Here is a 26,651-nt window from a genome sequence, read left to right as displayed (position 1 = left end):
GTGGATAACTTCACTACAGAAGCGGCACATCGGTTCTTCTGTCAATTGGCCGGCAATGTATCCTTCAGCCAGCCGTCGCTGAAACGCAACGCGCCGCACCCGCCGAACCGGGCTGCCCGCTCAAGCTCAGCAGTCAGCCGTGCTACTCTGCCCTGCCCCATGCGCACCTTGTTTTCCGGCCAGAACGCACGCACGGCCAGCACCTCGCCCTCTCTCGCCATGTCGATGCGCCCGATCAGCCGTGCGCCTTCCATCACCGGGAATACGTAATAGCCATAGCGCCTTTTGGGGGCGGGCACGAAAATCTCGATCCGGTAATGGAAACCGAACAATCGCTCAGCCCGATTGCGGTCACGCAGAGCCGGATCGAACGGCGACAAAATCCGAACGCGCGGGCTGGGATCAGGAAGATCCGCCATGCGATCCCCAACATCCGGCCAAGCCAAGGACCGCCGCACACGGCCATCCACGCACGTCACATCCACCTCGACCAACCGCCCATCGGCCAAGGCTTGCGCGGCCCATGCCTTTGCATCCTGCGGGCGAACCAAATCAAAGAAAGCAGCCAATTCGCCGCTTGTCGCAAAACCCAAACGGTCAAGCGCCGCCGAACAGCCCCAATCTACGATCTCCTCATCGGTCATGCGCGCGTTGAGGTATTCGGGCGGAATAACCCGTTCGGACAGATCGTAGAACTTGCGAAAGCCCTGCCGTTTGGTCACGGCCAAATCCCCGGCCCGCCACAGGTATTCGAGGGCAACCTTTGAGGGCCGCCAATCCCACCAACCTGTTGATTTTTCCGCTTCATCCTCAGCCAGGTCAGTGGTGCAACACGCGCCATGGTCGCGCACATGCGCAAGAACCTTGTCAATCTCGGCATGAAAGCCCTGCCCGTGCCAATCCTTCCATTTCGCGTGCAGCCGCGCGCGGTCGCGGTCAAACCTCATCCGCCACATCGGATAGAACGCCATCGGGATTTTTGAAGCGTCGTGTGTCCAATGCTCAAATGTGGCACGGCCCCGATCGTTGATCCAACGCAGACTTTCGGGTCGGTAGCTTTGCCGTCGCGACCACAGGATCAAATCGTGGGCGCGCGCAAAGGTATTCACGCTGTCGACCTGCACGAAGCCCAAGCGATGGACCAGATCGGCCAGAGCGGCCCCCTTTGCAGGACCGGAAGGCGCTTCCATCAAAGCGTGCCGGTCCAAGAAAAGCCGCCGCGCTTGATTGTTGGAAAGTGTCAGAACCATTAGGCGGCGTCGTGCCAATCCCACGGTCGCGTGAACTCACCAAGTACAGCCTTAACCCCACCTTCATCTGCCTCGCCATTGCGGGCAATATGGGCCACTAGCCCACGCTTCTTATCCTCGGTAACAGAGACGACGCGCGCGGCGTGACCGGCTTTTTCCAACGCGCCGTTATAGACGCGGGTGATGGCCATCTTGCGCAAGTCGGGCTTGAAGACTTTGCCCACAGCAGTTTTCGGCAGTTCCTCCAGCACTTCCAGATGCTTGGGGATCGCAGCACGCTCATGGATATGCTCGGCGGCGTGGGCCATCAGGTCGGCTTCGGTCACGTTCGCGCCATCCACAAGCTCCACATACACACATGGCAATTCGCCCGCAAAAGAGTCGGGCTGGCCAATCGCCCCAGCGAAAGCAACAGCGTCGTGACCGGCCAGCGCCTCTTCAATCTCGGCGGGGTCTATATTGTGCCCACCGCGAATGATCAGGTCCTTCGCGCGGCCTGTGATCCAGAGGTAGCCGTCCGGATCCATGCGGCCAAGATCACCGGTGCGTAGGTAGTTGTCATAATAGAATAAGTCTTTGTTCTTTTCGACCTCGGTGTAGGTCTGGCCGGCAAAGACGCCCGGATTTGAAATACAGATTTCCCCAACTGCGTCCGGCCCGCATTCGGTCGGCCCTTCGGGCGTGTCGCAAACGATTTTCACGTCCGTGTGCGGGAATGGAAAACCGATGGAGCCGATCTTTTTCTCGCCATCAACGGGGTTACAGGACACAAGGCATGTGGCCTCAGTCAGGCCGTAGCCTTCGATCAGCGTAACACCAGTGGCTTTCTCAAACCGGTTAAACAACTCAACCGGCAGCGGCGCGGAGCCAGAGAAGGCGGTCTTCACCGATGAAACGTCGGCATCAACCGGGCGCTGCATCATCGCCGAAATGGCCGTGGGCACGGTGATGATGAAACTGATCTTCCAACGCTCGACAAGCTTCCAGAAATTGTCGAACACGCCGTCGCCGCGGTAGCCTTGAGGTGTGGGGAAAACCACATGCGCGCCAGACGCGACAGAGGCCATCAGGATGACGTGGCAGGCAAAAACGTGGAACAACGGCAGGGGGCAGATGATATTATCCTGCTCGGTGAACAGGAGCGTGTGACCGATCCAGCCGTTGTAGATCATGCCCGAGTATTTGTGCTGCGCGACCTTTGGCATCCCAGTCGTGCCGCCCGTGTGGAAATAGCAGGCAACACGATCTTCCTTCGGGTCGTCGAACGAAAGCGTTTTGGGTTGCTTGGCACATTCAGCATTAAAGCCGAGCACGCGGGCGCTGTGGGAGACCGGATTCTTGGGCCGGATCAGTGGCACGATGAACTTTTTCAAGCCGGTCAGGTAACGCAGAAGATCGACTTCCAGTACCGTCTGGACATTGGGCGCATGGGTCAGGGCCTCAGCTACCTTTTGCGCAACATCCGTCTTGGGGAACGCTTTGAGAGTGACAACGACCTTGGCGTTCGTCTCGCGCAGGATGGAGCCGATCTGCTCGGCCTCCAGCAGCGGATTGATTGGGTTCACGATCCCAGCCACCGCACCGCCCAACAGCGTCACCGCCGTTTCGTTACAATTGGGAAGGATGTAGGCGATCGTGTCATTCGGGCCGACGCCGAGGGACCGGAACAGGTTTGCGGCTTGCGTCACGCGGCCATGGAATTCATTCCAGGTAAGCGTTTCAGCGTGATCGGTAGGGCCTGACAGAAGCTGAAAGGTGATCGCATTCAGGGGCCCGTGGGCGTCCTTGGTCTTGGTCAACAACTCGTAGAGCGTGGTCGCTGGCTGGCTTTGTGGCCAAGGCTGTTCCCGCTCAATCGCCTTGATGTCTTCGAGCGTGGCAAACTGGCCCATCGCTTCCTCCCCTTCTCTCCCTGCGGGCGCCGTTGGTCAGCGCCTCGTCCGGGAAGCATCGGGGAAAGTCGTGTCGCGTGCAACTATGACGCGGCGTTGAAGCGCTATTCTGCTGCCAAACCTGCCGTGAACTGCAACTGCGCCAGACGCGCATAGAGGCCACCTTGGGCCACAAGCTCATCGTGCGTGCCTTCGGCGACGATGCGGCCCTGATCGAAGACCAGGATGCGGTCTGCCTGTTTTACCGTGGCAAGACGGTGGGCCACGATCAGGGTGGTGCGGGTCTTGGAAAGCTCGCCCACGGCGTCTTGCACTGCGCGTTCAGATTCCGCATCCAACGCACTTGTCGCTTCGTCCAACAGCAGGATCGGAGCGTCGCGCAGGATCGCGCGGGCAATGGCGATGCGCTGTTTCTGTCCGCCGGACAACATCAGGCCACGTTCGCCGACATAGGTGTCATACCCCTGCGGCAAGACGCTAAGGAATTCATGTGCGGCGGCCGCTTTTGCTGCGGCTTCAACCTCGGCATCCGATGCATCGGGGCGGCCAAAGCGGATATTCTCGCGGGCAGATGCGGCGAAGATGACGGGATCCTGGGGCACGAGCGCCATGGCCGCGCGGAAGGTTTCGCGCGCCATGAACGGCAACGCCATTCCGTCCATTGTGACCTGGCCGGAGCCTGGATCGTAGAATCGCATAAGAAGCTGAAATACCGTCGACTTCCCGGCACCCGACGGGCCAACCAGTGCCACTGTCTCGCCTGGGGCAATCGTAAAGCTCACGCCATCCAGCGCCGCCGTTTCAGGTCGTGTCGGATACCGGAACTCGACATTTTCGAAAGCGATCTCCCCGCGGCCATCCTTTGGAAGGCGCGCCCCGTTAACTGGATCATCGACGCTATCTTCGGTATCGAGCAGCTCGATCAATCGCTCCGTCGCACCGGACGCACGCTGCAACTCACCCCAGATTTCCGATAGCGCTCCAACCGATCCAGCAACCATGATTGCGTAGATCAGAAACTGGATGAGGGCGCCGATGGACATCTCTTCGGCCCGCACATCACGCGCGCCGACCCACAGAACTCCGACTATACCGGTGAAGACCAGCGAGATGACGATCACGGTCATCACCGCGCGCACCCCGATGCGCTGCTTGGCGGACCCAAAGGACTTTTCCGTCACATCATCGAACCGTGCGGCAGAGGGGCGTTCGTGGGTAAAGGCCTGCACAGTCTGCGCAGCCAATAGAGCTTCAGACGCATTGCCTGAGCTTTCCGCGATCCAGTCCTGGTTCTCACGGCTCAGTTTGCGAACACGGCGGCCCAGTACGACAATGGGTACGATGACAGCGGGCACGATCAGCAAGACTGCCCCGGTCAGTTTGGGCGAAGTCCAAAGCATCAGGCCAATGCCGCCGATCAGGATCAGCAGATTGCGCAAAGCGACCGAGACACTTGAAGAGATCACGCTCAACAGTAGCGTTGTATCGGTGGTGATCCGGCTCAGCACTTCGCCCGTCATGATGCGCTCGTAGAACGCAGGGCTCATCCCGATCATTCGGTCGAAAACGGCCTTGCGAATGTCCGCGATCACCCGCTCACCCAAGCGCGTCACAAGGTAGTAGCGCAGTCCTGTGCCAAGCGCCAATAGCCCTGCAATGCCAAGCGCTGCAAGGAAGTATTGATCCAGAAGCTCGACACTTTCCGTCTCAAACCCGTCCACAACGCGGCGCACGGCCAAGGGCAAAGTCAGCGATACAATCGCCGTCAGCACCAGTGCGGCACCGGCCCCGAGTAGCATCAATTTGTAAGGCGCCATGAACGGCAAAAGCCCCTTCAGGCTGCCGATGCGTTTTGACCGCTCACGCTCCTCATTGGCGGAGGGCGGCGGTGCATTTGGCGTGGTCTGATCGCTAGCCATGTCACTGAGGTCGCTTCAAGATTTCAAAGGGGTACAACCAGCCCGTGCCCGCCGCAAGGGCGCGTGGTGTCACGTTAACAGTTGGTAGGATGGAGCGGGCGACGGGAATCGAACCCGTATCATCAGCTTGGAAGGCTGAGGTCTTACCATTACACAACGCCCGCGTTGCATCGCTTGACCTATGGAATGATCGCCGTGCCGTCAAGCCGACAGACGCAGCTCTCCCGAATGGTGCAGGTATGCAAAGCCGTTGCCGGGCAGTGTCAAACCGTGCCCCGCCAGTTCACTATTCTTTGGCCCAATGAGTGAGGCCTCGCCATTGATGGTGAGGCTCTGAGGCTCCGCAGAAAGGTTGAATATGCAGGTAATCATCTGCCCCTCTGCCTCGCGCTGAAAAGCCAGCAAAGGTTCCGGTAGATTGAGGAACGTTGTCCGCCCTTTTTGCAGGGCAGGGTTCGATATCCGAAAAGCAATCGCATCACGGTAGAAGGCAAGAATGGTCCCTGCTGCGCCCTGAATATCAACAGCGCGTGCAGCTTGCGGCGCTTTCACGGGCAACCATGGCGTGCCGGTCGAGAATCCCGCATTGTCGGCAGCGGACTCCCAAACCATCGGCGTACGGCAGCCATCGCGGCCCTTCACGGCGGGCCAAAACCGCAATGCGGGCGGGTCCGTCAGTTCCTCATAGACAAGCTCGGTCTCAGTCTGACCAAGCTCTTCGCCCTGGTAAATTCCGATTGCACCCTCGAACGACATCAGCATGGCGCAAGCCAGCCGTGCCATATCATCGTCGGACACGGAATGATCAGCCCACCGGGATACATGCCGTTCGACGTCGTGGTTCGAGAAAGACCATTTCGGATGTCCTTCCGGTGCGCCCTGCTGGAAGCCTTCGATGCAGGACCGGAAGTGATCAGCGCTGAATTCGGGGCTGAGCATGGCAAAGGAATAGGCCATGTGCAGGCGATGCTTTCCTTGGGTATATTCGCCCATCAGCTTGATGGACCGGTCGCCCATATCGCCCACTTCGCCCACCATCATGATGTCGGCGTATTCATCGGTCAGGGCGCGCAAACGCTCAATGAATTCAAGGTTCTCTGGCCGATTCTTATTGTAGATGTTGTCCTGCATCCCGTAGAGGTCGGTCGCCATCACCTGCGGCCCCTTCTGCGCAGGCGGGTTGGAGCGCAGCTTCTGGTCGTGGACGTAGTAGTTCACGGTATCGAGGCGGAAGCCGTCGAGCCCCCGGTCCAGCCAGAAGCGGCAGGTCTCGAGAATGGCGTCCTGCACATCAGGGTTGTGGAAGTTCAAATCCGGCTGCTCAGCGAGGAAGTTGTGCAGGTAGTATTGGCCGCGTTGAGGGTCGAACTCCCAAGCTGGTCCACCAAAATGGCTGTGCCAGTTGGTGGGCGGCGAGCCATCGGGCAACGGGTCGGCCCAGACATACCAATCGGCGCGCTTGTTATCGCGACTGACCCGGCTTTCCTTGAACCATGGGTGCTGGTCCGAGGTGTGCGAGAGCACCTGGTCCGTTATGACCTTCAGGCCAAGCCCATGGGCGGTTTCGATCAGCGTATCGAAATCAGCGAGCGTTCCGAACAGCGGGTCCACGTCGCAATAGTCGCTAACATCGTAGCCCATGTCCTTCTGCGGCGAGGTGAAAACCGGGCTGATCCAGATGCAATCCACCCCAAGCGAGGCGATATGAGGCAGCCGTCGTGTGATGCCGGGCAGGTCGCCCACACCATCGCCGTTATCGTCCTGATAGGACCGCGGGTAGACCTGATAGATCACGGCGTTGCGCCACCAATCGGACATGGGAAGGCTCCTCTCGAATCGAGCGCTCGTGTTAACAGCACCCGGCCATACAGGCACGGCGCGAATGGCTGGCCCTCTAGTGCAATCCGGGGCAGTGTATCCGCAAAGCAACGTCCCCATAGGCTCGCAATGCACGACCATGCTGACCATTCCCACATGACGGATATCGAGGCCCGCGTTCGCGCGCTGGAAACCGTGCTGACCGAGAAGGGTTATATCGACCCGGAGGCCGTCGACGCGATCATCCAGACCTACGAGACGGAGATTGGGCCGCGCAACGGCGCCCATGTCGTGGCGAAGGCGTGGTCTGATCCCGCGTTCCGTTCATGGCTTGAAAAGGATGCGACGGCCGCGATCCACTCGCTTGGCTTCATGTCCCGCCAAGGCGAACATATGCAGGCGGTGTTCAATGGGCCGGGTCAGCATCACCTCGTCGTCTGCACCCTGTGCTCCTGCTACCCGTGGTCGGTGCTTGGCCTGCCGCCCGTCTGGTACAAATCTCCGCCCTTCCGCTCCCGCGCTGTGATCGACCCGGGAGGGGTGCTCGCAGATTTCGGGCTGACCTTGCCGGATGGAACCGCCATCACCGTTCACGACTCGACGGCTGAGATGCGTTACCTGGTGATCCCGGAACGCCCCAAAGGCACTGAGGGCTGGTCCGAGGGCGAACTCGCCAAGTTGGTGAACCGCGACAGCATGATCGGCACAGCCCTGGCGGACGCGCCATGAACGGCGGGGCGGACCTGGGCGGAATGATGGGCTTTGGCCCAATTGTGCCTGAGGAAAACGAGCCCAATTTCCATGCCGATTGGGAAGCCCGCGTGATGGGCATGGTCGTGGCCCTAGGTGCCGCAGGGCAATGGAACCTCGACCAATCCCGCTTCGCTCGCGAAAGCCTGCCGCCCGCCGAGTACATCAGCGATAGCTACTATGAGATCTGGCTCAAGGCCGCGACGAAGCTGATGCTGGAACGTGGCATGATCACCGAAGGTGAGCTGGCCAATGGCCACGCGATCACCGACCCCGTGCCTGTCAAACGCACTCTTTGGAGTACCGACGTTCCTTCCGCTTTGGCGAAAGGTGGCCCTGTGGATCGCCCGGCGGAAACGCAGCCCGCCTTCGCCCCCGGCGACCGCGTACATACCATCAACATCCACCCGGACAGCCACACCCGCCTGCCCCGCTATGCCCGCGACAAGCTTGGTGTGATCGAACGGGTCCATGGCCACCACGTCTTTCCCGACACCAATGCGCGCGGCGAAGGTGAGCAGCCCACTTGGCTCTACAAAGTCAGCTTCGAGGCGTGCACGCTTTGGGGCGAGCGCGCCGCCCCAGGCGACAAGGTCACGCTTGATCTGTGGGAGCCCTATCTGAAGGGCTTGAAATGACGAAGCCAGAGCAACCATTCGAGGAGCCATGGCAGGCGCAGGCGTTCGCACTGACGGTACACCTGCACGACCAAGGGCATTTCAATTGGAATGAATGGGCCGATGCGCTGTCTGCTCAAATCCATTCGGGCGCAGAACGAACCTATTACAACTACTGGCTGTGTGCGCTGGAGGCATTGATTGCCGCAAAGGGCATTACAACACCTCAAAATCTGGCGTCGACCGCTGAGGCATGGAAACACGCAGCCGCGCGCACGCCGCATGGCCAGCCGATTACCCTTTCCGACAACGCAAAGATCCCTTGAAACGGCTTCCTTCGGGTTAGACCCTCTTTAAGGGCGTTTGTCGGAAAGAAAGTGGATGACGCTCGCGTCCTCAATCCATCCTTAGGCGCGGCCTCTTGAGCCCAAAGCGGCGATATCATCGCCGCTACACCTCACGCACAGCCGAAGCGCAACACTCATTCCAACCCTTCTGGACGCAACAAGTAGGTGTCCATAATCCAGCCATGCCGCGCCCGTTCAGCTGCGCGCGTCTGAATGATACGGGGACCGATTTCCGCCAGCGGCCCTGCATCAAGCACCTGTTCCTTCATGCCCAGATACGCGCCCCACCAAATATGCAGATCGTCGCGATCCAGCGCCGCAAAGCTGCACTCACCGTCCAGCATGACCACGACCGTTTCAGCCCCTTCGGGCCAGCCATAGTCCCGCAAACGCCGCCCTGTCGTGACAACCACTGCTCCCGCCAGCGTATTGAACGAGATCCCATGGGCCGCCGTCAGGGCGCTCAACGCTGTAATGCCCGGTAACACTTTGATGCGGGGCTTCGGGTTAAGCCGCTTGGCGATGCGCAGCGTCGAATCGTATAGCGACGGGTCGCCCCAGACCAGCAATGCAACTGAACCTGTCGTATCGCCAACCGCAGTGACCCAGCGCCGGGCGATCTCGTCATGCCACGCGATCACCCGCTCACGATATGGCAACGCCTCATCCCGCACCGGGTAGTCGAATTCGACCACCTTTCCTGTTGCGCCCGCATCTTCCAAGATCCGGTGGCGCAGCGCGGCCAGATCGTCCTTCCCCACGCCCTTTCGGGGCACAAGGATCACCTCGGCCTCGCGCAACGCCTCTTGTGCCTCAAGCGTGACATGGGCCGGATTGCCCGTGCCAATCCCGATGAGCCACAGGTCCATCACTCCGGCTCCGCGAGCGGGCCGTAAAGGATCAGCGCCGGTGCGCTTCCCAACTCGCCGGACAGACGCTCCACTAACCCCGCCACCGTCGTCCTGTGCATGGCTTGTTCAGGCGTGCTGACGCCCTCGGCCAAAACGGCGGGCGTGTCGGCAGGCAGGCCTCGCTCGATCAGGGCCGCTGCAAGCTTCGGAAACGTCCGTTTTCCCATGAAGACGACCGTTGACGCACTTGGGTCGGCCAATGCGTCCAACGAAATGTCATCTGGCAACTCACCCGAGGCATCGTGGCCAGTAACAAACTGCACCCGCCGCGCCGTCAGGCGACGGGTAAGGGGAATGCCGTGCGCCGCGGCGGCCGCGATTGCACTCGGGACACCGGGGATGATCTCATATTCGATCCCCGCCTCGCGCAATGCGACGAGCTCCTCCTCCAGCCGCCCGAACAACCCGCTATCACCGGATTTGAGCCGCACCACGCGCCCGCCCTGCTGCGCATAATCCACCAACAACTGCGAGACGTGGCGCTGCTTTGGCGAAGGCCGCCCCGCGCGCTTGCCCACGCCCACCAGATCGGCCCCGGCCCGTGCGTGCGTCAGGATCGGCCCGCTCGACAAGTCGTCGAACAGAACCGCGTCGGCGCGCTTGAGCCGGTCGACGGCCTTCAACGTCAGAAGCTCCGGGTCGCCCGGGCCAGAGCCGACGAACGAGACGAAGCCGGTCATGCCTCCTCCGCGATCATGTGAAAGAACGTGCCCGTCACGTTGCCCCGGATCGCGCCCGTCTCGGGCACCGGGTTGCCATCGGCATCGGCCACCTCGGCCAGTGGCTGATCCGGTTCGTCCAGCACCACCGTGTAATGAAATTCGTGTCCGCGCAGAACCGCGCCCGGCGCAAAGCCCATCATCCCTGCCTTCAGAACCGCCCGCCGATAGCCAAGGTGAAACTTGCGCTTCTCGAATGAGGTCGACACACCCAAAAGACCCGCCATCTGGTGCCGAGCACCCTCCTTGTCGATCAGTCCTTCGCCCAGGGCCATGTAACCACCGCACTCGCCATGCACCGGCCTTGTCTCAGCGTGCCGCCGCAGCCCCTCCATGAAGGTCGAGGCTGCCGCCAACCGCCCTGCGTGCAGCTCTGGGTAGCCGCCCGGCAGCCAGACCAGATCCGCTTCGGGCGGGGCCTCATCGGCTAAGGGCGAGAATGGCAAGATCTCCGCACCGCCTGCCCGCCAGCCTTCCAGCAAATGCGGGTAGGTGAAGGAAAACGCCGCATCGCGGGCCAATGCAATCCGCTGCGCAGGCGGCTTGGGCAAAGCGCCCGAGGGCAAGGCCCCGCCCCGCGCTGCCGCCTTGATTGCATCAAGGTCTACATTCTCGCGCAGGAAGGTCGCATAGCCGGCAATTGCGGCCTCAAGGTCCGGGTGCTCCACCGCCTGGATCAGGCCCAAATGCCGCTCGGGCAAGGCCAGATCGCCGCGCCGGGGCAACACGCCCAGAACCGTCAGCCCCGCCGCATCCATGCCGCGCCGGATCAACCGCTCATGCCGGGGGGAGGCCACGCGGTTCACGATCACACCGGCAAAAGGCACCTCGGGCGCGTAGGCCTGAAACCCCAACGCCGTGGCCGCCGCCGATTGCGCCTGCCCGCCCGCGTCGATCACCAGAACCACCGGCCAACCCATGCGCCGCGCTGTCTCGGCGCTGCTCCCAAAACCCGATTGCCCCTCCGTCGCGACCCCATCGTAAAGCCCCATGGAGCCTTCGGCGACGCAGATTTCTGCCCCTTCAGCCTGCGCCGCGATACCGTCCAGCAGCCCGCCATGCATCGCCCAGGTATCGAGGTTGAACGACGCCCTCCCTGCCGCCGCCAGATGGAAAGCCGGGTCGATATAATCCGGCCCGCTTTTGAACGGCTGCACCTCCAGCCCATCCTCTCGGAGCGCGCGCAGAAGACCCAGCATCACTGTGGTCTTACCCGTTCCAGAGGCCGGAGCAGACACCATCAAACCACGCATATCAGTCATCACCATGCTGCCATTCGCTCCACGGGCTGTCCGCGCTCTGCGGTCGATATCGGCGGTCATAGTCCGCGGCATAAAGGCGGCTTTCCGTGAAGTCCGACGCCCCAATTGCAGGGCCAACGAAGATCAGGGCTGTCCGCGCGATCCCCTCGTCCACCGATGCCTCAAGCGTTCCAAGCGTGGCCCGGATCACGCGCTCGTCTGGCCAAGATGCACGATAGACCACAGCAACGGGGCAATCTGTCCCGTAGTGGGGCACCAACTCCGCGACGACCTTTGCCATTTGCCCAATTGACAGGTGCAGGGCCAGCGTCGCCCCAGTGCGCCCGAAATTCCCAAGGCTCTCGCCCTCGGGCATCGAGGTCGCCTTGCCTTGCGTCCGCGTCAGGACCAGTGACTGCCCGACGCCCGGCAGCGTCAATTCCTGCCCAAGCGTTGCCGCCGCCGCCGCGAAGGATGGCACGCCGGGGGTCACTGTGTAGGGGATGCGCAACTCGTCCAACCGCCGGATCTGCTCTCCCATCGCGGACCAGACCGACAGATCGCCCGAGTGCAGACGCGCCACGTCCTTTCCCGCGTCGTGGGCCACCGCAATCGTGCCGATAATCTCGTCCAGCGACATCGGCGCGGTGTTGACCACCTGCGCGCCGTCCGGGCAATGGTCGAGCACGGCCTCCGGCACCAAGGAGCCTGCATAGAGGCAGACCGGGCACGCAGCGATCAAGTCTCGCCCGCGTAGCGTCAGAAGATCCGCCGCGCCCGGGCCTGCACCTATGAAATGCACCGTCATTCTGTCTTCTCCGCCAACGCGCAAGTGGCGCAGCCATCGTCAGAGATTACGCGCGTCCGGATCAAATGAGACCCCTCGCCCGCCCCAGCCAAGGCCGCCGCCTCCGCGACCGAGCCTGTGCCACGCTCAGCCAGCGACGTGAAAGATTGTGTCGCTGTTTCCTGCAGAACCAATTGCTCAGGCAGGATATCCAGCACCGTCAACCCATTGCTCGCTGCGAAGTCGGAGAAGACGCCCGACACTTTGTCGCTGACGGTCGCCGCGAACGCTGCTTCCCCGGCCTTCGCATAAGCGTTGGCCAGGCTCTCAGCTGTTGCAGCACCGCGAAATCCGAACCCGGCCACAATCATCGCACCACGCTCCATTGCACGACCGGATAGGCCGCCTTCCAACCGCGTTTGCCGCCCATCGGTGCAGCTGTGGAGATTTCGACCTTCATCAACTCACCGCCAAATTGCGCCTGCCAGCCGACCAAAAGCGCCTCAGTTTCCAGCGTCACCGCGTTGAATAGGATCCGCGTGCCCTCGGCCACGCTTGCCCAAAGCGCTGTCCGTAGGGCGGGACTTGTGCCGCCGCCCACAAACACCACGTCCGGCGCGTCCAACCCAGTGAAAACCTCGGGTGCCGTCCCTTGGACGATCTCCAGCCGATGCTCCACTCCAAGTGCACCTGCGTTGGCCCGGATCAAGGCGCAGCGGTCTTCGCGCGGCTCCACAATTGTGGCCCAACACGATGCATCGGCCAGCAGCCACTCTACCGCGATGCTGCCCGACCCGCCGCCGATGTCCCATAGATGCTCCCCATGGCGCGGGGCCAGGGCCGACAGCGTCATCGCGCGCAGGGGTCGCTTTGTCATGACGCCGTCGGTCTCGAACAGGTCATCCGGAAGGCCAGAGGTCTTCGGCACAGCCGCGCCGTCCCCTGCAATCGACAGCCCAACTGCCACAGGGTGCGAAAACCCGCCCTTCATCGCCTCGGCCACGCTAACCCGGCTGACCCTTTCGCGCGGCCCGCCCATCGCCTCGCAAACGAACAGCTCAGACCCGCCAAAGCCCAGATCGCGCAGATACCGCGCCACGTCCGAGACCGCTGCACCATCGCGCAGCGTCGCAATCACCCGCGCGCCCGGAGCCAGCGCGCGGCGCATTTGCGCAAACGGGGCGGCGTGCAGCCCAACGCAGGTCACATCCTCCAACGACCATCCCAACCGTGCGGCCACCAGCCCGAAGATCGACACGCCCGGAAAGGCCCGCCATTGCCCCGGAAAATGCGCCGCAATCCCGCGCCCGGCCCCGAACCAGAACGGATCGCCCGAGGCCAAGACCACCACGCGGCTGCCCCGCAGCCCTTCCAGCACCGCGTAGCCATCCGCAAACGGCACTGGCCATTCCACCTTTTCCGCCGCATCCACCATCGCCAGATGACGCGGCGGGCCCATCACCACATCCGCCGTTTCCAGCGCGTCACGGCTTGCAGCCGACAGCCCCTCCGGTCCATCTTCGCCCAGACCGATGATCGTGATCCAAGGCTCAGCCATGCACCCCAACCTCCTGATCCTTGGCGGCACGACCGAGGCGACTGCGCTCGCCCGCGCCGTGTCTGAGGCGGGCCTGACCGGCACCGTCAGCTTCGCGGGCCGTGTCGACCGCCCGGTGCGTCAGCCCCTGCCGCAACGGGTCGGCGGTTTCGGCGGGGTCGATGGCCTCGCCACCTACCTGCGCGCACACAAAATCACCCACCTGATCGACGCCACGCATCCCTTCGCCTCGGCGATGAGCCACAATGCCGTCGCGGCTTCGGCCCAAGCGGATATCCCGATGGTCGCCCTCACACGCCCCCCTTGGAGCGCGCAACCCGGCGACAACTGGACCAACGTCCCCGACATCCCCGCCGCCGTCGCAGCCCTCGACCGCCCCGCCTGCAACGTCATGCTCGCCGTGGGCCGGATGCATCTGGCCGAGTTCGCGCCCAATCCGCAGCACACCTATCTTCTGCGTCTCGTCGATCCGCCCAAAGCGCCGCTGCCCTTGCCGAAGACCGAGATCATCGTTGATCGCGGCCCGTTCTCCGAGGCCTCCGACCGCACCCTGATGGAAACCCATCAAATCGACCTCGTCGTCTCCAAAAATTCCGGCGGCACAGGCGCCTCCGCCAAACTCGCCGCCGCCCGCGCCCTTGGCCTGCCGGTCCTCATGATCGACCGTCCGCCCCAACCCAAGCGACACGAACTGGCGACCCCCGGCGATGTGCTCACGTGGATTCATTCTACAAACCTCGGCGTATAAACCCAATCGCCCACCCGCCGGGTCCGCGATGATCCAACCAGAACCACCGTCCGCATATCGGCCATCTCTGGCGTCGCCTCGTCCAACGTCACCAAGCGCAGCGCCTCTTCCCCAGTGGAGACCGCGCGCGCGAACACAATGATCCGCTCCGGCTCACACGCTTCCCGCAACACCTCCAATACCCGCCCGAACCCTTCGGGCCGCGCCTTGGAGCGTGGGTTGTAGAACGCCATGGCGAAATCCGCCTCCGCCGCAAGCCGCAGGCGTTTTTCTATAAGATCCCAAGGCTTGAGATTGTCGCTGAGGTTGATCGCGCATAAATCATGGCCAAGGATCGCACCTGCCTTGGCACTCGCCGCGAACATCGCGGAAATGCCCGGCAAGACCCGCACATCCAGCGAAAGCCATTCTGCAGGCCCCGCCTCCAGCGCCTCGAACACCGCACTCGCCATCGCGAACACGCCCGGATCGCCCGAGGACACCACGACAACGCGCTTGCCCTCCGCCGCCATGCCCAAGGCATGTGCCGCGCGGTCCAGCTCCACCCGATTGTCGCTTTCATGCAGCGTCAGGCCATCGCGCGCCGCCACCCGCCGCACGTAAGGAATGTAGCCCACCACATCGGTCGCCTGCGCCAACACGTCCGAGACCTCGGGCGTCACCAGCGCCTCATCCCCCGGCCCAAGGCCCGCCACGACAACCCAGCCGCTCACGGCCTGCGCCCCTGCCCATGCACCACGATGATCGAGAAATAGGGCAACGTCTCACCATCATACTCCGACAACGCGCAGACGCTTTCCCCCTCCATCGCCGCATATTGCACCAACACGGCGCGATCCGCCTTCCCGGCAGTCTCCAACGCCCGGCGCACTTTCGACAGGTTGCGCCCAATCTTCATCACCACAAGCGCATCAGCCCGCGCCATGGCATCCGCCAGGGCGTCTTCGCCCAACGTGCCCATCACCACGGTCAGGATATCATCGCCCCAGGTGATCGGCGCGCCCGTCGCGGTCCAGGCCGCCGACATGCCGGTGATCGCGGGCACAACCTGCACGTCGCAAGTATCCTTCAAACGCTCGTAGAGATGCATGAACGAGCCGTAGAAAAACGGGTCGCCCTCACACAGAACCACCACGTCTTCCCCGCCCGAGGCAAGGCTGCACAGATGCGCCGTGACCTCCGCGTAGAAGCCCGACAGGATCTCATTGTAGCGCGGATCGCTGAGCGGGATTTCCGTTGTGACGGGATATTCCATCGCGAATTCAACAACATCCGCGCGCAGCATCCCCTCCACGATCTTCCGCGCGCGCCCCGCGCGCCCCGCCTTGCGGAAGAACGCCACATGCTTGGCCGAGCGCAACAGGCGATCCGCCTTGACGCTCATCAGGTCGGGATCACCCGGCCCAAGGCCCACCCCGTAAATGGCGCCACTCATTCCGCGCGGCTCGCAATTGCGTTGATCGCAGCCACCGTGATGGCCGAGCCGCCCAAGCGCCCCTCCACGATGATCGACGGCACCGGCAGCGCCTCCCACAGGGCGTCCTTGCTCTCGCGCGCGCCGACAAAGCCCACCGGGCAGCCGATGATCGCCGCGGGCCGAGGGCAGGCCGGGTCTTCCAACATCTCCAGCAGGTGAAACAGGGCCGTCGGAGCGTTTCCAATCGCCACCAGCGATCCTTCAAGCCGGTCGCGCCACAGCTCCAGCGCCGCCGCCGAGCGTGTCGTGCCCATCTCTGCCGCCATCCCCGGCACGCGGTCGTCGCGCAACGTGCAGATCACGTCATTGCCCGCAGGCAACCGCTTCCGCGTCACGCCCTCGCTGACCATATAGGCATCGCAAAAGATCGGCGCGCCCGCCTGCAACGCCGCCCGCGCCGCCGCCACCATGCCGTCCGACACCTTCACATGGGCTTCCAAACCCACCATGCCAGCGGCGTGAATCATGCGGACGACAACCTGCTCGCTATCGGCATCAAAGCGGGCCAGATCGGCCTCCGCCCGGATCGTGGCAAAGCTCTCATCATAGATCGCCTGCCCGTTTTTCTCGTATTCATACGGCATCCACGCCGTCCCCCTTGCTGGCCGTTTCGGCCTTATTGTCCTGCGCCCCGTCCGGTGCAAGCTCCGGCAGGTAAAGCGCGCGAAATGGCGTCACCCGCACGCAGGTCACGGCATCCGAAAGCGCTGCCCTCAACGCCTGTGGCGACAGCCTGCCGTCTCGGGCCGTGATCCATTCCGGCCCCCGCGCGGACGTGCGCGCGGGCTCATTCGGCAAAAGCGTTCCGCGCAACCCGTCGGGCAGTGTCTCCCGCGCCGTCAAGTCGGCCATGCGCCCGCGTCCATCCGCACCGATGCCGCCGCTCACTCGAAACCAATTCGCCAATTCCAGCGCCTGGTTCACGGCGGATTTCTCGCAGGTGGCCGGCATCCCGTGCGTGCAACCATCGGCCCGCACGATCAAACCTGCGCCATGCGCCTCGATCCGAATATCACCCGGCACATCCGCCAACCTGCGCTGCGGTCCGGTGTCGACGACGAAACCGAATTTCTGCGGCAAAGCGATATAGTCTCGCGCGGCCGTCATGTGCGACAGATATTCCGCCGCCCGCCCATCGGCATCCTGACCGTCCAACCGCCGAAACGGGTTCAGCGTGACGTTTACCCGACCGCTGGCCGTCCGGTCGATGCGTGTGAGGCCGAGGGCTTCAAGCTCCGGCACAAGGGCTGCGTGCTCTGCCTCGGTCAAGCCACGCAGCTGGAGGTTGGCGCGATTGGTCAACTCGATCACACCTGCGCCATGGCGTTCCGCAAGGTTGGCAAGGCCCAAAGCCTGCTCCGCCGTCATGGTGTCCATCCAAAGCCGAATGCGCACCATCAGGCCGTCATCGAGCGGCATCGGCCGCACCACGCTCGGGCACCAGCCCCAGGTCTTGCGGTCTACACTCACTCCGCCGCCTCCAGCGCCGCCCGGATCGAGTTCCGCCGCGACACCCAAAGCCCTGCCGCATGGAGCGCTGCAAACCGGTCCCGCATCGCGGCCAGCGCTTCGGGGTTGGCATCGGCCAAAAACGCCTCAACCGCATCGTCCCCCAACGTCGCCTCATAGTACAAATCGAACAGGTGTGATGGGACAACATGGGCCAATTGCGCGAAGACCGCCATGTTTTCCAAGGTCGCCGCAATTTCCGCCGCCCCCCGAAACCCGTGCCGCTGCATCCCCGCGATCCAGCCCGGATGCGCCGCGCGGGCATGGACGACGCGCGCCACTTCCTCGGTCAATGCGCGCGCCCTTGGCCGCTCTGGGTCGGTGACATCCAGATGATAAAGCGCCGCCTGCCCGCCCGTGACACCCTGCGCGGCGGCAAAGCCCGCCTCATGCGTCGCGTAATCCTCGGCCAGCAGAATGTCCGTCTCAGGCAAGTCCTGCAGATGCACAAACGCATCCGCGCCCGCGACCCGCGCCGCAATCCCCTCCGCATCCTTCGCGATCTTGTCGCCGTCCAGCGCATAGGCCGATGCGGCGAGCCAAGCCTCGCCCGCCGCGCGCTTGGCATCCTCGCTGTAGTCGCCCAAATGCGCGCCCATCCCCACGCCGAACGCCCCTGGCGCCGGCCCATAGACCCGCGCGCCCTCCCGGCCGACATAGGGGTTCCAATCCGCCGCCTCATCGCGGCCCGCCAGGGCCCGCACGGCCTGCTGGAACAAAGCCGACAGCGTCGGGAACACATCGCGGAACAGGCCCGACACCCGCAAAGTCACGTCGATCCGGGGCCGGTCCAACTCCGCAATCGGCAGCACTTCGATGCCGCTCACCCGTTCGCTGCCGTCGTCCCAAACCGGCCGCACGCCCAGCAGCGCCAACGCCATGGCGAACTCTTCACCCGCCGTGCGCATCGTAGCTGACCCCCACAGGTCCACGATCAACCCTTTCGGATAATCGCCCTCCTCCTGCAAATGCCGCCGGATCAACTCATCCGCCAAGACCTCGCCCTGTGCATAAGCTGCCCGGGACGGCACCGAACGCGGGTCAGTGGTGTACAGATTCCGCCCCGTCGGCAGCACATCGGTCCGCCCGCGATAGGGTGATCCGCTCGGCCCCGCATCGATCCGCTGGCCCGCCAAGGCTGCGAGGAGGCTGGAGCGTTCCGCGACAGCCGATGAGGTGCTGTCAAACGCCTCAACCTCCGGCCCCGCCCGGCCCCACACATGCAACCCATCGCCGAACTGGCTGTCCTTCACATCGCACACGAACCGGTCGATCCGCGTGATCGCCTCGGCGCTGCACGACGCCGCCTCAAGACCCAGATCGGCCTCCACGCCCAATGCCTGCGCCTCGGCCCGGATATCTTCTTGCAACCGGTCACGCCGCTTCGGGTCCAACCCATCCGCATTGGAAAACTCGTCCAGCAATGCCTCAAGCCGCACCAGCCGTGTGGGAGTCTCGGACGGCTTCAGAGGTGGCGGAATGTGACCCAGCGTAATCGCCCCGATCCGCCGTTTTGCCTGCGCGGCCTCGCCCGGATCGTTCACAATAAACGGATAGATCACCGGCAGATCGCCGGTCAGCGCCTCGGGCCAGCATGCCTCAGACAAGGCCACTGATTTGCCCGGCAGCCATTCCAACGTCCCGTGCGCGCCGATATGAATCAGCGCATCGGCGTGCTCCTGCATCCAAAGGTAGAACGCCACGTAGCCATGGCGCGGCACGCGGGCGAGGTCGTGATATTCTGCGTCCCGCAGCTTGGGATTGCCCCGCTCAGGCTGCAACGCCACCCAGGTCTGCCCGCGCCGCAGGATCGGCAGGGCCAGCCCCTCCTCGGATGCATCCGCATCCTCCTCGCAGCTGCCCCAGCTCGCTTCCAGATCGTCGCGCAACGCTTTGGGAAGGCGTGACAAAGCCGCCTTATACGCGGCGAAGGGCCAGACCAGGCGCGCCGCGCGCAGATCGTCGGCGCTGAGCCCGCTTGCCTCGCCCAGATCCTCCAAAATCGCCCCGGCGGAGGCGATGGCATCCAGGCCTACGGCATGCGCCAGGTTCCACTCCCGCCCAGGATAGGTGCTCAGCACCAAGGCCACGCGTCGCTCCTCAGACTCGGCCAGCTTGTGCCACGCGGCCACCCGTTTTGCCACCGCTTCAACGCGCCCCGCATTGGCCCGGTGCACAAACCGCGCGAATTGCAAAGCCTCGTCGCGCGCCTGCGGTTCCTTGAAACTGACCGCGCCGCCAAAGATCCGCCCGTCCACCTCGGGCAAGACCACATGCATCGCCAGATCGGCGGGTGACAACCCGCGCTCGGCCTCGGCCCAGGCTTCTTCGGTCGAAGTTGCCAAAGCCACCTGGAACACCGGCACCTCGCCCGCATCGAGCGGCGACGTGCCAGACGCCCCCTTCCCCGAAAACGACGTCGCATTCACCACGGCCACCGGGGCCAGATGCGCAACCATCCGGGCCATCCACTCCGCCGCTCCGGGTGCCTTCAGCGACGGCGCAAACAGGCCCATGACCGCGAACCCTTGCGCTCGTAACGCGTCAAACAGGGCCTCAATCGGCGCCAGATCGGCGGCCACAAGGTACGACCGGTAGAACGTCACCAGCACCAGCTTTTCACCGCACGCCAAAACCGGGCAACACACCCCGTGCTCCGGCGTCCAGCCGCCCACTTGCGCCACGCCCTTCGCACCTTTCACCGGCCCCGCATAAAGGCCCGAGGCCAAGGCCATCTGTTGCAACGCCGCCTGCGCGGCCACAGCCCCGCCCGCATCACAAAGATGCTGCAACCGCCGCAGCGTGCTGACCGGCAAGGTCGAGATGTCATCGAGCCGCTTATCCTCCCGCCCATCGGCAGGCAGCACGGCCAGCGCGATCCCCTTGGCCCGACAAAGCGCCTCGATCTGCTGCAAGCCATAAGGCCAATAGGGCACGCCGCCGATCAGGCGGATCAGGATGCCCTTCGACCCCTCCAACGTCTGCTCCACGTAAGTGTCGACAGACAAAGGATGTTTCAGCGCGACGATATTCGCCAGCCGCAAGCTCGGCAAAGCCCCGTCCGACCGTCGCCAGCCCTCCGCAAAGGCGCCAAGGTCCGAGTCTGACAGCGACAAAACCACAAGATCGGCAGGCGTCTGCGCCAGATCCTGCGGGGTCTCCGTCTCCTCCAACCCGTGGCTTTCGCGGAAGATGACGTGCATCAGTCCTCTCCCGCCTCAAAGACAATCCGTTTGCCCTTAAAGGCCAAAAGCGCCTCTTTCTCCGCCCCCTCTAGCAGTACGCCAATCTCCCCTTCGGGCCGCTTTGTCGGATCGGTGTAGCGAATTATCTCAATGCCGGTGACCTTCAGCTCGCCATCTGGAAACCGCGCCGTATCTCCGACACGGACGATCCCCTCAAGTTCGGCAAAGACGCCGACACAGCCGCGCCCGGTGATCTGGAACGCCTCCTGCAAGACCCCGCTTGCAGGGCCTCGCCGTTCGCCATGATCCACCGGCCGCACCATGTCACTCGGCGGCCACCGTTTCCGGGGCCAGCACCGCGCGGATCGCCGCCGGGTCGACATCGTCATGCTCGGCGATCACCACCAGACGGCCCGCGCGAGGCCGGTCGCCCCAAGGCTGGTCATACTGATGCCGCACCCGCGCACCCACAGCCTGCACCAGAAGGCGCATCGGTTTGCCCGCCACATCTGCATAGCCCTTCACGCGCAGGATGTTCTGCTCAGTCGCAAGCCGCTCGATCCGCGCCACCAAATCCGCCGGGTCCGCAACGGGTGCGATGTTCACAACGATGCTCTCGAAATCATCATGCTCATGGTCGTCATGCCCGTCGTGATGCGAAGGCCGCGCGTCCATGTCATCCTCTGCCGCCGCTTCCAGCCCCAGGATCACGCGCGGATCAACCCGCCCCTCGGCTACTTCCACAATAGGCAAAGCCCGCGGCGCTTCCGCCTCGATCACCGCTTTGGCCTTAGCAACGCCCTCCGGCCCCGCCAGATCCGGCTTGGTCAGCAAAACGATATCGGCGCAGGAAATCTGATCCTCGAACACTTCGCTCAACGGCGTCTCGTGATCAATCGACTCATCCGCCAAGCGCTGCGCATCCACGCGCGCCACGTCCGGCGCGAACCGGCCATCGGCCACGGCTTCCGCATCGGCCAGCGCGATCACGCCATCCACCGTGATTTTCGAACGGATATCCGGCCAGTCAAACGCCTTCAAAAGCGGCTTCGGCAGCGCCAGCCCGGACGTTTCAATCACGATATGCTCCGGGCGCGGCTCCAACTGCATCAGCGCTTCAATCGTCGGGATGAAATCATCGGCCACCGTGCAGCAGATGCAGCCATTCGCCAGCTCCATGATATTCTCCGCCGGGCAATCGGGAATGGCGCACCCCTTCAGGATCTCACCATCCACACCCACATCACCAAACTCGTTGACCACAATCGCCAACCGCTTGCCGCCCGGGTTCTGCATCAGCTGCGAGATCAGCGTCGTCTTCCCCGACCCCAGAAACCCCGTCACGATCGTCACCGGCAGTTTCGCCAAATCAGCCATACCTTTAGCCTCCCAGTTTCGGCGCAGCCGGGGCGACCGGCGGAATGCGCGCAATGCAGTTGCGTTTGAAGTGTTCGGGCCGCTGCCGCCACGGGATCACCCCATCGCTCGCGTCCCGGTATAATTCCATGCCGTCGCGCAGCAGGTCCGTATGCGACGCCTCATCAAGGTTTCCGTACACATAGGTCCAACGCGCCGCGCCGCCCCGCATCACTGCAGAGCATCCATGATCGCAATTCTGCAGGCATTCCACCGGTGTCAGCGTCACGCCCTCGGGCATCCCCGCCGCGCGCAAATCTTCGTACAACCGCGTGCCGGGCCGTTCGCCATCCTCGGTCGCCTCGCCTCCGCGCAAACACTTCACGCAGACCAGAAGCTCGACCGGAGCCTTTTCGGTATCCATCATTCCCCCAAGCCCGAGGCACCCCGCCCGGCACATAAGTTCCAGTTGCGATGGCAGGTCTCCTGGCTTGTGGCCCACGCATCGTGTCGCCTTCCCGGGACAAGCCCAGTGGCCTTTTGACACGACGCAAACCACTCACAGTTGCGGGGGCAGCCGGGGCATCTCACCCCATTCCCTCTTCAGCGCCAAACCGGCGCACCATCGTCGAAAACACTGCTCACGCGCTGACCCGCTTGTCAATCGGCCCCGGCAATGTCACCCCTTCCCATGACGCCACGGAGGATCCCATGACCGAGACGCAAGACGAAAACGCCCGCCACAACGAGAAGATGAAAAAGATCAAGGCGGCGCGCGACAAGATGATGGAGACCAAGACTGAGGAGAAGGGCCTGATCATGGTCCACACTGGCCCCGGCAAGGGCAAATCCTCGTCCGGGTTTGGCATGGTCATGCGTTCCATCCAGCACGGGATGGGCACCGCCGTCGTGCAATTCATCAAGGGCAATTGGGACACGGGCGAGAAGAGCTTCCTGCGCGAACGCTTCGCCGATGAATGCCGCTTCTTCGTCTCCGGCGAGGGCTTCACCTGGGAAACGCAAGACCGCGAGCGCGACATCGCCGCCGCCCAGAACGGCTGGAAGATCGCGCAGGAGCAGATCCTCGACCCCGAAATCGACTTCGTTATGCTGGACGAGATCAACATCGCGCTCCGCTACGATTACCTCGATATCGACGAGGTCGTCGATTTCCTCCTGCACGAGAAACCACAGATGACCCATGTCTGCCTCACAGGCCGCAACGCAAAGCCCGAACTGATCGAAGCCGCAGACCTCGTCACCGAAATGACCCTCGTCAAACATCCCTTCCGCGACGGCGTGAAGGCCCAGAAAGGCGTGGAGTTCTAATGCCCAAGGTCGAAAATCCCAAGATCGACGAAGGCGAAGATGAAATCGGCCGCTGCCGCGCCGAACTTCTCTCCGATGCCGGTGGCCTGACCCAATTCGGCGCGTTCATCGAAACGCTCTGGCCCGGCTCCGCCGCCTCCAAAACCCATTGGCACGCCAACGAGGATGAGATGATCCACGTCCTCTCCGGCACCGTCACGCTGATCGAAGGCGACGCTGAGACCGACCTGATCCAGGGCGACACGGCCACCTTCAAGGCAGGCGTACCCGTGGGCCACCACCTAGAGAACCGCACCCAAGCCCCCTGCCGTTATCTCGTCATCGGCACCCGCTCCCACGACGATACCGTGACCTATTCCAAGACCGGTGAGACCGTCACGATCATCGCTGACGAAAAGGTCTATCGCGATGCGGAGGGCAACATCACGAAGGTCGAACCCTACCATGGCACCTGAGCTGATCGTCTGGGATTTCGACGGCGTCCTGAACCGCAATATCGTGGAGGGGCGGTTCGTCTGGGCCGATGATCTGGAGGCTGATCTGGGTCTCAGCCTCTCTAGCCTTCAGGACTACGTTTTCAAATCAGGCCGCATCCGGTCCGTGATCCGCGGCGAGGAAGAGCTGCATGATGTCGCCGCGGACTGGCTCGCCACCCAAGACACCGACATAACCCCCGACACCTTCATCACCTATTGGTACGCCAAAGACGCGCGCCCCGACACGCAGGTCATATCGCACCTGAAAACCCACCCGGCCCGCCACGTCATCGGCACCAACAACCCCGCAAGCCGCGCGGACTACATTGAGACTGAAATGGGCTTCTCCGCCCTTGTCGAACACGTCTTCGCCTCGGGCCGCATGAAACGCGCCAAACCCGACCCCGCTTATTTCCAGACCATCACCGACTGGTCCGGCGTCGCCCCCCAAGCCACCCTGCTGGTCGATGACCTCGCCCGCAATTGCGACGCCGCCCGCGCACTTGGCTGGCGCACCTTCCACTTCACCGACGCCACGCGGGACGAACTGCCAAAGGCCCTCGCTTGACCCGCGCGCTTATGATCCAGGGCACCGGCTCCAATGTCGGCAAGTCCATGCTCGTCGCGGGCCTCTGCCGCATCGCCCGCCAGAACGGCCTGTCGGTCGCCCCCTTCAAACCGCAAAACATGTCCAACAACGCCGCCGTGACCTCGGACGGCGGCGAGATCGGCCGCGCCCAGGCCCTGCAAGCGCTGGCCTCCGGCGTCGCGCCCCACACCGACATGAACCCGGTCCTGCTCAAGCCCGAAACCGACACAGGCTCCCAAGTCGTCGTGCAAGGCAAGCGCCTGACCACCGTCCGCGCCCGCGACTACGCCAAACTCAAACCGCAACTGCTAGAGGCCGTCACCGACAGCTTCCAACGCCTCAAATCGCACCACGACCTGATCCTCGTCGAGGGCGCAGGCTCGCCCGCCGAGGTCAACCTGCGCCCCGGCGACATCGCCAACATGGGTTTCGCGCGCGCCACCGACACACCCGTGATCCTCTGCGGCGACATCGACCGCGGTGGCGTCATCGCCCAGATCGTCGGAACCCAGACCGTGATCGACCCCGCTGACGCGGCCCTGATCAAAGGCTTCATGATCAACAAGTTCCGCGGCGACCCGAGCCTTTTCGACGACGGATACGACCTTATCAAATCCCACACCGGTTGGCCCGGCTTCGGCGTCATCCCGTGGTTCGCGCAAGCCCACAAACTCCCCGCCGAAGACGCGCTCGACATCGCCACACCGAACCGCACCGAGGGCCTGCACATCGTCTGCCTGCGCCTCAGCCGCATCGCAAATTTCGACGATATGGACCCGCTCGCGCAGGAACCAAATGTCCGCCTGACCATGCTCAACGCAGGCCACGCTATCCCCGGCGATGCCGACGTCGTCATAATCCCCGGCTCCAAATCCACGCGCGGCGATCTCGCCTTCCTCCGCGCCCAAGGCTGGGACACCGACCTACAGGCCCATATCCGGCGCGGCGGCTATGTCCTTGGCATCTGCGGCGGCTACCAGATGCTCGGGACGTCCATCTCCGACCCCGACGGCATCGAAGGCACCCCCGGCACAGACCTCGGCCTCGGCCTCCTCGACGTCACAACAACCATGACGCCGAAGAAAACCCTCACCGAGGTCACCGCCACCTACGCCGGCACCAACCTGCCCGTCCGCGGCTACGAGATTCATATCGGCGAAACCAAAGGCCCCGACCGCGCACGCCCCTTCGCCCATATCTCCGGCCAGCCGGAAGGCGCGCGCAGCCCCTCCGGCCAGATCACCGCCAGCTACCTCCACGGCCTCTTCCGCGACGACACGTTCCGCGCCGCCTGGCTGGCCCAATTCAACACCTCCAGCACGGCAAACTACGATCAATCCGTCGAATCCACCCTCGACGCGCTCGCCGACCACTTGCGCCAACACCTGGACACAGAGGCCCTCTTCGCCACCGCGCGCTGACACGTCCAACTCGCGCCCTGTCTTCCATGTGCCAAAAATATCTCAGGGGTTTGGGGGCAGCGCCCCCATCGCGCCCCAAAGGGGCGCAATAATGGACTCAAATCGGTTCGATCAAGTCCGGCCCGCTCGCCCGGTTCGAGTTCACCGCCCGGTCCACACGCCAGCGCTGGTAATAACCCCCGGGCGAAGACCGCATCAGAGGCGCGGCCTTCTCGCCACTCTCTCCCAGCCAGGTCGCCCAATCGTCTTCCGCCAAAACCACCGGCTCCCGATGATGCGTCTCGGCCATCCACTCACCCGCACCAGTCGTCACAATCGCGCAGGTCGGCACCGGGTCGTCCTTCCCCCACATCTGCCAGATACCCGCGAAGACCATCGGCTCGCCGCCGGGGCGTGAGAAATACCACGGCAGCCGGTTTCCCTCTTCATCCTTGGTCCATTCATAAAAGCCCGTCGCGGCAATCAAACAGCGCCGTTCGCGCACCGCCGCTTTGAAGGCAGGCTTCTCGGCAATCGTCTCGGCCCGCGCGTTGATCAAAAGCGGCCCGCCATTCATCGCCTTGTACCAATGCGGCAAGAACCCCCACCGCATCGGCCTGTAACTACGCCCGTCCCCAGATACGACAACGCCCACGCTCTGTGTCGGGCACAGATTATACGTGGGCGGTTCGGGTAGATCATTCGCTGGCGCAGCCTCAAACAGCTGCGCCATGGCGTCTGTGGGATGGGTCATGGTCATACGGCCGCACATG

At 63.4% G+C, this 26,651-nt stretch carries 27 protein-coding genes, 1 tRNA gene and 1 riboswitch; of the genes, 8 read left to right on the top strand and 20 right to left on the bottom strand.

The genetic code is table 11. The features are described from left to right. Window positions 1-41 precede the first annotated feature (41 nt). The 5 genes from V8J81_RS04005 to V8J81_RS03985 form a co-directional block, all read right to left on the bottom strand. On the bottom strand, window positions 42-1,250 hold the full coding sequence (locus V8J81_RS04005; protein ID WP_368474459.1) for a winged helix-turn-helix domain-containing protein: 1,209 nt from the start codon (window positions 1,248-1,250) through the stop codon (window positions 42-44). Further along, window positions 1,250-3,142, bottom strand: a complete 1,893-nt coding sequence (locus tag V8J81_RS04000; protein WP_368474458.1) for an acyl-CoA synthetase — start codon at window positions 3,140-3,142, stop codon at window positions 1,250-1,252. Before V8J81_RS04000 ends, V8J81_RS04005 begins: the two co-directional genes overlap by 1 nt. A 104-nt stretch (window positions 3,143-3,246) precedes the next feature. Continuing rightward, the gene (locus V8J81_RS03995) at window positions 3,247-5,061 is read right to left on the bottom strand and encodes an ABC transporter transmembrane domain-containing protein (RefSeq protein ID WP_368474457.1); all 1,815 of its coding nucleotides are present in this window, start codon (window positions 5,059-5,061) and stop codon (window positions 3,247-3,249) included. A gap of 90 nt (window positions 5,062-5,151) precedes the next feature. Further along, window positions 5,152-5,225 (bottom strand) — tRNA-Gly (locus V8J81_RS03990). Between the two features lie 37 nt (window positions 5,226-5,262). Further along, the gene (locus V8J81_RS03985; RefSeq protein ID WP_368474456.1) at window positions 5,263-6,879 is read right to left on the bottom strand and encodes an alpha-glucosidase; all 1,617 of its coding nucleotides are present in this window, start codon (window positions 6,877-6,879) and stop codon (window positions 5,263-5,265) included. Between the two features lie 129 nt (window positions 6,880-7,008). Here V8J81_RS03985 and nthA point away from each other — a divergent pair, with 129 nt between their 5' ends. The 3 genes from nthA to V8J81_RS03970 are packed head-to-tail and all read left to right on the top strand — an operon-like array spanning window position 7,009 to window position 8,572. Further along, window positions 7,009-7,608, top strand: coding sequence for a nitrile hydratase subunit alpha (nthA, locus tag V8J81_RS03980; protein WP_368474455.1), 600 nt, complete (start codon window positions 7,009-7,011; stop codon window positions 7,606-7,608). Continuing rightward, a complete protein-coding gene (gene nthB / locus V8J81_RS03975; RefSeq protein WP_368474454.1) occupies window positions 7,605-8,267 on the top strand; it encodes a nitrile hydratase subunit beta in 663 nt (220 codons plus the stop codon). The genes nthA and nthB overlap by 4 nt, the downstream gene beginning before the upstream one ends. Continuing rightward, the gene (locus tag V8J81_RS03970; RefSeq protein ID WP_368474453.1) at window positions 8,264-8,572 is read left to right on the top strand and encodes a nitrile hydratase accessory protein; all 309 of its coding nucleotides are present in this window, start codon (window positions 8,264-8,266) and stop codon (window positions 8,570-8,572) included. Before nthB ends, V8J81_RS03970 begins: the two co-directional genes overlap by 4 nt. Window positions 8,573-8,727: 155 nt before the next feature. Here V8J81_RS03970 and cobF read toward each other — a convergent pair whose 3' ends face one another. From cobF to cbiE, 6 genes are read right to left on the bottom strand one after another with little or no spacing between them, the layout of a single operon-like run. Then, window positions 8,728-9,462: a precorrin-6A synthase (deacetylating) gene (cobF, locus tag V8J81_RS03965; RefSeq protein ID WP_368474452.1), complete on the bottom strand. Its 735-nt coding sequence runs from the start codon at window positions 9,460-9,462 to the stop codon at window positions 8,728-8,730. Then, window positions 9,462-10,184: a uroporphyrinogen-III C-methyltransferase gene (cobA, locus tag V8J81_RS03960; RefSeq protein ID WP_368474451.1), complete on the bottom strand. Its 723-nt coding sequence runs from the start codon at window positions 10,182-10,184 to the stop codon at window positions 9,462-9,464. The genes cobF and cobA overlap by 1 nt, the downstream gene beginning before the upstream one ends. Next, window positions 10,181-11,485 (bottom strand): cobyrinic acid a,c-diamide synthase CobB, encoded by a 1,305-nt coding sequence (locus tag V8J81_RS03955; RefSeq protein ID WP_368477595.1) that lies wholly within the window; start codon window positions 11,483-11,485, stop codon window positions 10,181-10,183. The genes cobA and V8J81_RS03955 overlap by 4 nt, the downstream gene beginning before the upstream one ends. Beyond that, window positions 11,478-12,272: a precorrin-4 C(11)-methyltransferase gene (gene cobM, locus V8J81_RS03950; RefSeq protein WP_368474450.1), complete on the bottom strand. Its 795-nt coding sequence runs from the start codon at window positions 12,270-12,272 to the stop codon at window positions 11,478-11,480. Before cobM ends, V8J81_RS03955 begins: the two co-directional genes overlap by 8 nt. Continuing rightward, window positions 12,269-12,637: a cobalamin biosynthesis protein gene (locus V8J81_RS03945; protein ID WP_368474449.1), complete on the bottom strand. Its 369-nt coding sequence runs from the start codon at window positions 12,635-12,637 to the stop codon at window positions 12,269-12,271. The genes cobM and V8J81_RS03945 overlap by 4 nt, the downstream gene beginning before the upstream one ends. Then, entirely contained in the window at window positions 12,619-13,809 is a 1,191-nt protein-coding gene (gene cbiE / locus V8J81_RS03940; RefSeq protein WP_368474448.1) for a precorrin-6y C5,15-methyltransferase (decarboxylating) subunit CbiE, read from the bottom strand. Before cbiE ends, V8J81_RS03945 begins: the two co-directional genes overlap by 19 nt. Between cbiE and V8J81_RS03935 the strand changes: the two genes are divergently transcribed. Continuing rightward, the gene (locus V8J81_RS03935) at window positions 13,808-14,557 is read left to right on the top strand and encodes a cobalt-precorrin-6A reductase (protein WP_368474447.1); all 750 of its coding nucleotides are present in this window, start codon (window positions 13,808-13,810) and stop codon (window positions 14,555-14,557) included. The two genes, cbiE and V8J81_RS03935, sit on opposite strands and share 2 nt — an antisense overlap. On the opposite strand, the gene cobJ is transcribed toward V8J81_RS03935, so the two are convergent. From cobJ to V8J81_RS03895, 8 genes are read right to left on the bottom strand one after another with little or no spacing between them, the layout of a single operon-like run. Continuing rightward, window positions 14,533-15,270 (bottom strand): precorrin-3B C(17)-methyltransferase, encoded by a 738-nt coding sequence (gene cobJ, locus V8J81_RS03930; RefSeq protein WP_368474446.1) that lies wholly within the window; start codon window positions 15,268-15,270, stop codon window positions 14,533-14,535. The genes V8J81_RS03935 and cobJ overlap by 25 nt on opposite strands. After that, entirely contained in the window at window positions 15,267-15,992 is a 726-nt protein-coding gene (cobI, locus tag V8J81_RS03925) for a precorrin-2 C(20)-methyltransferase (protein WP_368474445.1), read from the bottom strand. The genes cobJ and cobI overlap by 4 nt, the downstream gene beginning before the upstream one ends. After that, window positions 15,989-16,618: a precorrin-8X methylmutase gene (locus V8J81_RS03920; RefSeq protein ID WP_368474444.1), complete on the bottom strand. Its 630-nt coding sequence runs from the start codon at window positions 16,616-16,618 to the stop codon at window positions 15,989-15,991. Before V8J81_RS03920 ends, cobI begins: the two co-directional genes overlap by 4 nt. Next, complete coding sequence (locus V8J81_RS03915; protein ID WP_368474443.1) at window positions 16,608-17,504, bottom strand: ferredoxin-like domain-containing protein; 897 nt, start codon at window positions 17,502-17,504, stop codon at window positions 16,608-16,610. Before V8J81_RS03915 ends, V8J81_RS03920 begins: the two co-directional genes overlap by 11 nt. Further along, entirely contained in the window at window positions 17,501-20,746 is a 3,246-nt protein-coding gene (gene cobN, locus V8J81_RS03910; RefSeq protein ID WP_368474442.1) for a cobaltochelatase subunit CobN, read from the bottom strand. Before cobN ends, V8J81_RS03915 begins: the two co-directional genes overlap by 4 nt. Continuing rightward, entirely contained in the window at window positions 20,746-21,051 is a 306-nt protein-coding gene (locus V8J81_RS03905; RefSeq protein WP_368474441.1) for a hypothetical protein, read from the bottom strand. The genes cobN and V8J81_RS03905 overlap by 1 nt, the downstream gene beginning before the upstream one ends. A gap of 1 nt (window position 21,052) precedes the next feature. Next, complete coding sequence (gene cobW / locus V8J81_RS03900; protein ID WP_368474440.1) at window positions 21,053-22,105, bottom strand: cobalamin biosynthesis protein CobW; 1,053 nt, start codon at window positions 22,103-22,105, stop codon at window positions 21,053-21,055. Window positions 22,106-22,109: 4 nt separating this feature from the next. Then, window positions 22,110-22,511: a DUF1636 family protein gene (locus V8J81_RS03895; protein WP_368474439.1), complete on the bottom strand. Its 402-nt coding sequence runs from the start codon at window positions 22,509-22,511 to the stop codon at window positions 22,110-22,112. Between the two features lie 32 nt (window positions 22,512-22,543). Further along, window positions 22,544-22,726: riboswitch (cobalamin riboswitch) on the bottom strand. A 69-nt stretch (window positions 22,727-22,795) separates the two neighbouring features. On the opposite strand from V8J81_RS03895, the gene cobO reads away from it, so the two are divergent. Genes cobO through V8J81_RS03875 form a run of 4 tightly spaced genes read left to right on the top strand, consistent with a single transcriptional unit; the run spans window position 22,796 to window position 25,899 of the window. Continuing rightward, complete coding sequence (cobO, locus tag V8J81_RS03890; protein WP_368474438.1) at window positions 22,796-23,413, top strand: cob(I)yrinic acid a,c-diamide adenosyltransferase; 618 nt, start codon at window positions 22,796-22,798, stop codon at window positions 23,411-23,413. Then, window positions 23,413-23,868, top strand: coding sequence for a cupin domain-containing protein (locus tag V8J81_RS03885; RefSeq protein WP_368474437.1), 456 nt, complete (start codon window positions 23,413-23,415; stop codon window positions 23,866-23,868). Before cobO ends, V8J81_RS03885 begins: the two co-directional genes overlap by 1 nt. Next, the gene (locus V8J81_RS03880) at window positions 23,858-24,457 is read left to right on the top strand and encodes an HAD-IA family hydrolase (protein ID WP_368474436.1); all 600 of its coding nucleotides are present in this window, start codon (window positions 23,858-23,860) and stop codon (window positions 24,455-24,457) included. The genes V8J81_RS03885 and V8J81_RS03880 overlap by 11 nt, the downstream gene beginning before the upstream one ends. Beyond that, entirely contained in the window at window positions 24,454-25,899 is a 1,446-nt protein-coding gene (locus V8J81_RS03875) for a cobyric acid synthase (RefSeq protein WP_368474435.1), read from the top strand. The genes V8J81_RS03880 and V8J81_RS03875 overlap by 4 nt, the downstream gene beginning before the upstream one ends. A 97-nt stretch (window positions 25,900-25,996) precedes the next feature. On the opposite strand, the gene V8J81_RS03870 is transcribed toward V8J81_RS03875, so the two are convergent. Beyond that, window positions 25,997-26,650, bottom strand: a complete 654-nt coding sequence (locus tag V8J81_RS03870; protein ID WP_368474434.1) for an SOS response-associated peptidase — start codon at window positions 26,648-26,650, stop codon at window positions 25,997-25,999. Window position 26,651: the final 1 nt, after the last annotated feature.

The sequence above is a fragment of the Gymnodinialimonas sp. 202GB13-11 genome, from assembly GCF_040932485.1.
GTDB lineage: Bacteria > Pseudomonadota > Alphaproteobacteria > Rhodobacterales > Rhodobacteraceae > Gymnodinialimonas > Gymnodinialimonas hymeniacidonis.
This window is presented reverse-complemented; position numbering and strand designations above follow the sequence as displayed.

Excerpts from the sequence above, each read along its gene's own strand:
- V8J81_RS04005 (WP_368474459.1), bottom strand. The coding sequence starts at position 1,250 with ATGGTTCTGACACTTTCCAACAATCAAGCGCGGCGGCTTTTCTTGGAC.
- V8J81_RS04000 (WP_368474458.1), bottom strand. The coding sequence starts at position 3,142 with ATGGGCCAGTTTGCCACGCTCGAAGACATCAAGGCGATTGAGCGGGAA.
- V8J81_RS03995 (WP_368474457.1), bottom strand. The coding sequence starts at position 5,061 with ATGGCTAGCGATCAGACCACGCCAAATGCACCGCCGCCCTCCGCCAAT.
- V8J81_RS03985 (WP_368474456.1), bottom strand. The coding sequence starts at position 6,879 with ATGTCCGATTGGTGGCGCAACGCCGTGATCTATCAGGTCTACCCGCGG.
- nthA (WP_368474455.1), top strand. The coding sequence starts at position 7,009 with ATGCACGACCATGCTGACCATTCCCACATGACGGATATCGAGGCCCGC.
- nthB (WP_368474454.1), top strand. The coding sequence starts at position 7,605 with ATGAACGGCGGGGCGGACCTGGGCGGAATGATGGGCTTTGGCCCAATT.
- V8J81_RS03970 (WP_368474453.1), top strand. The coding sequence starts at position 8,264 with ATGACGAAGCCAGAGCAACCATTCGAGGAGCCATGGCAGGCGCAGGCG.
- cobF (WP_368474452.1), bottom strand. The coding sequence starts at position 9,462 with ATGGACCTGTGGCTCATCGGGATTGGCACGGGCAATCCGGCCCATGTC.
- cobA (WP_368474451.1), bottom strand. The coding sequence starts at position 10,184 with ATGACCGGCTTCGTCTCGTTCGTCGGCTCTGGCCCGGGCGACCCGGAG.
- V8J81_RS03955 (WP_368477595.1), bottom strand. The coding sequence starts at position 11,485 with ATGACTGATATGCGTGGTTTGATGGTGTCTGCTCCGGCCTCTGGAACG.
- cobM (WP_368474450.1), bottom strand. The coding sequence starts at position 12,272 with ATGACGGTGCATTTCATAGGTGCAGGCCCGGGCGCGGCGGATCTTCTG.
- V8J81_RS03945 (WP_368474449.1), bottom strand. The coding sequence starts at position 12,637 with ATGGAGCGTGGTGCGATGATTGTGGCCGGGTTCGGATTTCGCGGTGCT.
- V8J81_RS03935 (WP_368474447.1), top strand. The coding sequence starts at position 13,808 with ATGCACCCCAACCTCCTGATCCTTGGCGGCACGACCGAGGCGACTGCG.
- cbiE (WP_368474448.1), bottom strand. The coding sequence starts at position 13,809 with ATGGCTGAGCCTTGGATCACGATCATCGGTCTGGGCGAAGATGGACCG.
- cobI (WP_368474445.1), bottom strand. The coding sequence starts at position 15,992 with ATGAGTGGCGCCATTTACGGGGTGGGCCTTGGGCCGGGTGATCCCGAC.
- V8J81_RS03920 (WP_368474444.1), bottom strand. The coding sequence starts at position 16,618 with ATGCCGTATGAATACGAGAAAAACGGGCAGGCGATCTATGATGAGAGC.
- cobN (WP_368474442.1), bottom strand. The coding sequence starts at position 20,746 with ATGCACGTCATCTTCCGCGAAAGCCACGGGTTGGAGGAGACGGAGACC.
- V8J81_RS03905 (WP_368474441.1), bottom strand. The coding sequence starts at position 21,051 with ATGGTGCGGCCGGTGGATCATGGCGAACGGCGAGGCCCTGCAAGCGGG.
- cobW (WP_368474440.1), bottom strand. The coding sequence starts at position 22,105 with ATGGCTGATTTGGCGAAACTGCCGGTGACGATCGTGACGGGGTTTCTG.
- V8J81_RS03895 (WP_368474439.1), bottom strand. The coding sequence starts at position 22,511 with ATGATGGATACCGAAAAGGCTCCGGTCGAGCTTCTGGTCTGCGTGAAG.
- cobO (WP_368474438.1), top strand. The coding sequence starts at position 22,796 with ATGACCGAGACGCAAGACGAAAACGCCCGCCACAACGAGAAGATGAAA.
- V8J81_RS03885 (WP_368474437.1), top strand. The coding sequence starts at position 23,413 with ATGCCCAAGGTCGAAAATCCCAAGATCGACGAAGGCGAAGATGAAATC.
- V8J81_RS03880 (WP_368474436.1), top strand. The coding sequence starts at position 23,858 with ATGGCACCTGAGCTGATCGTCTGGGATTTCGACGGCGTCCTGAACCGC.
- V8J81_RS03870 (WP_368474434.1), bottom strand. The coding sequence starts at position 26,650 with ATGTGCGGCCGTATGACCATGACCCATCCCACAGACGCCATGGCGCAG.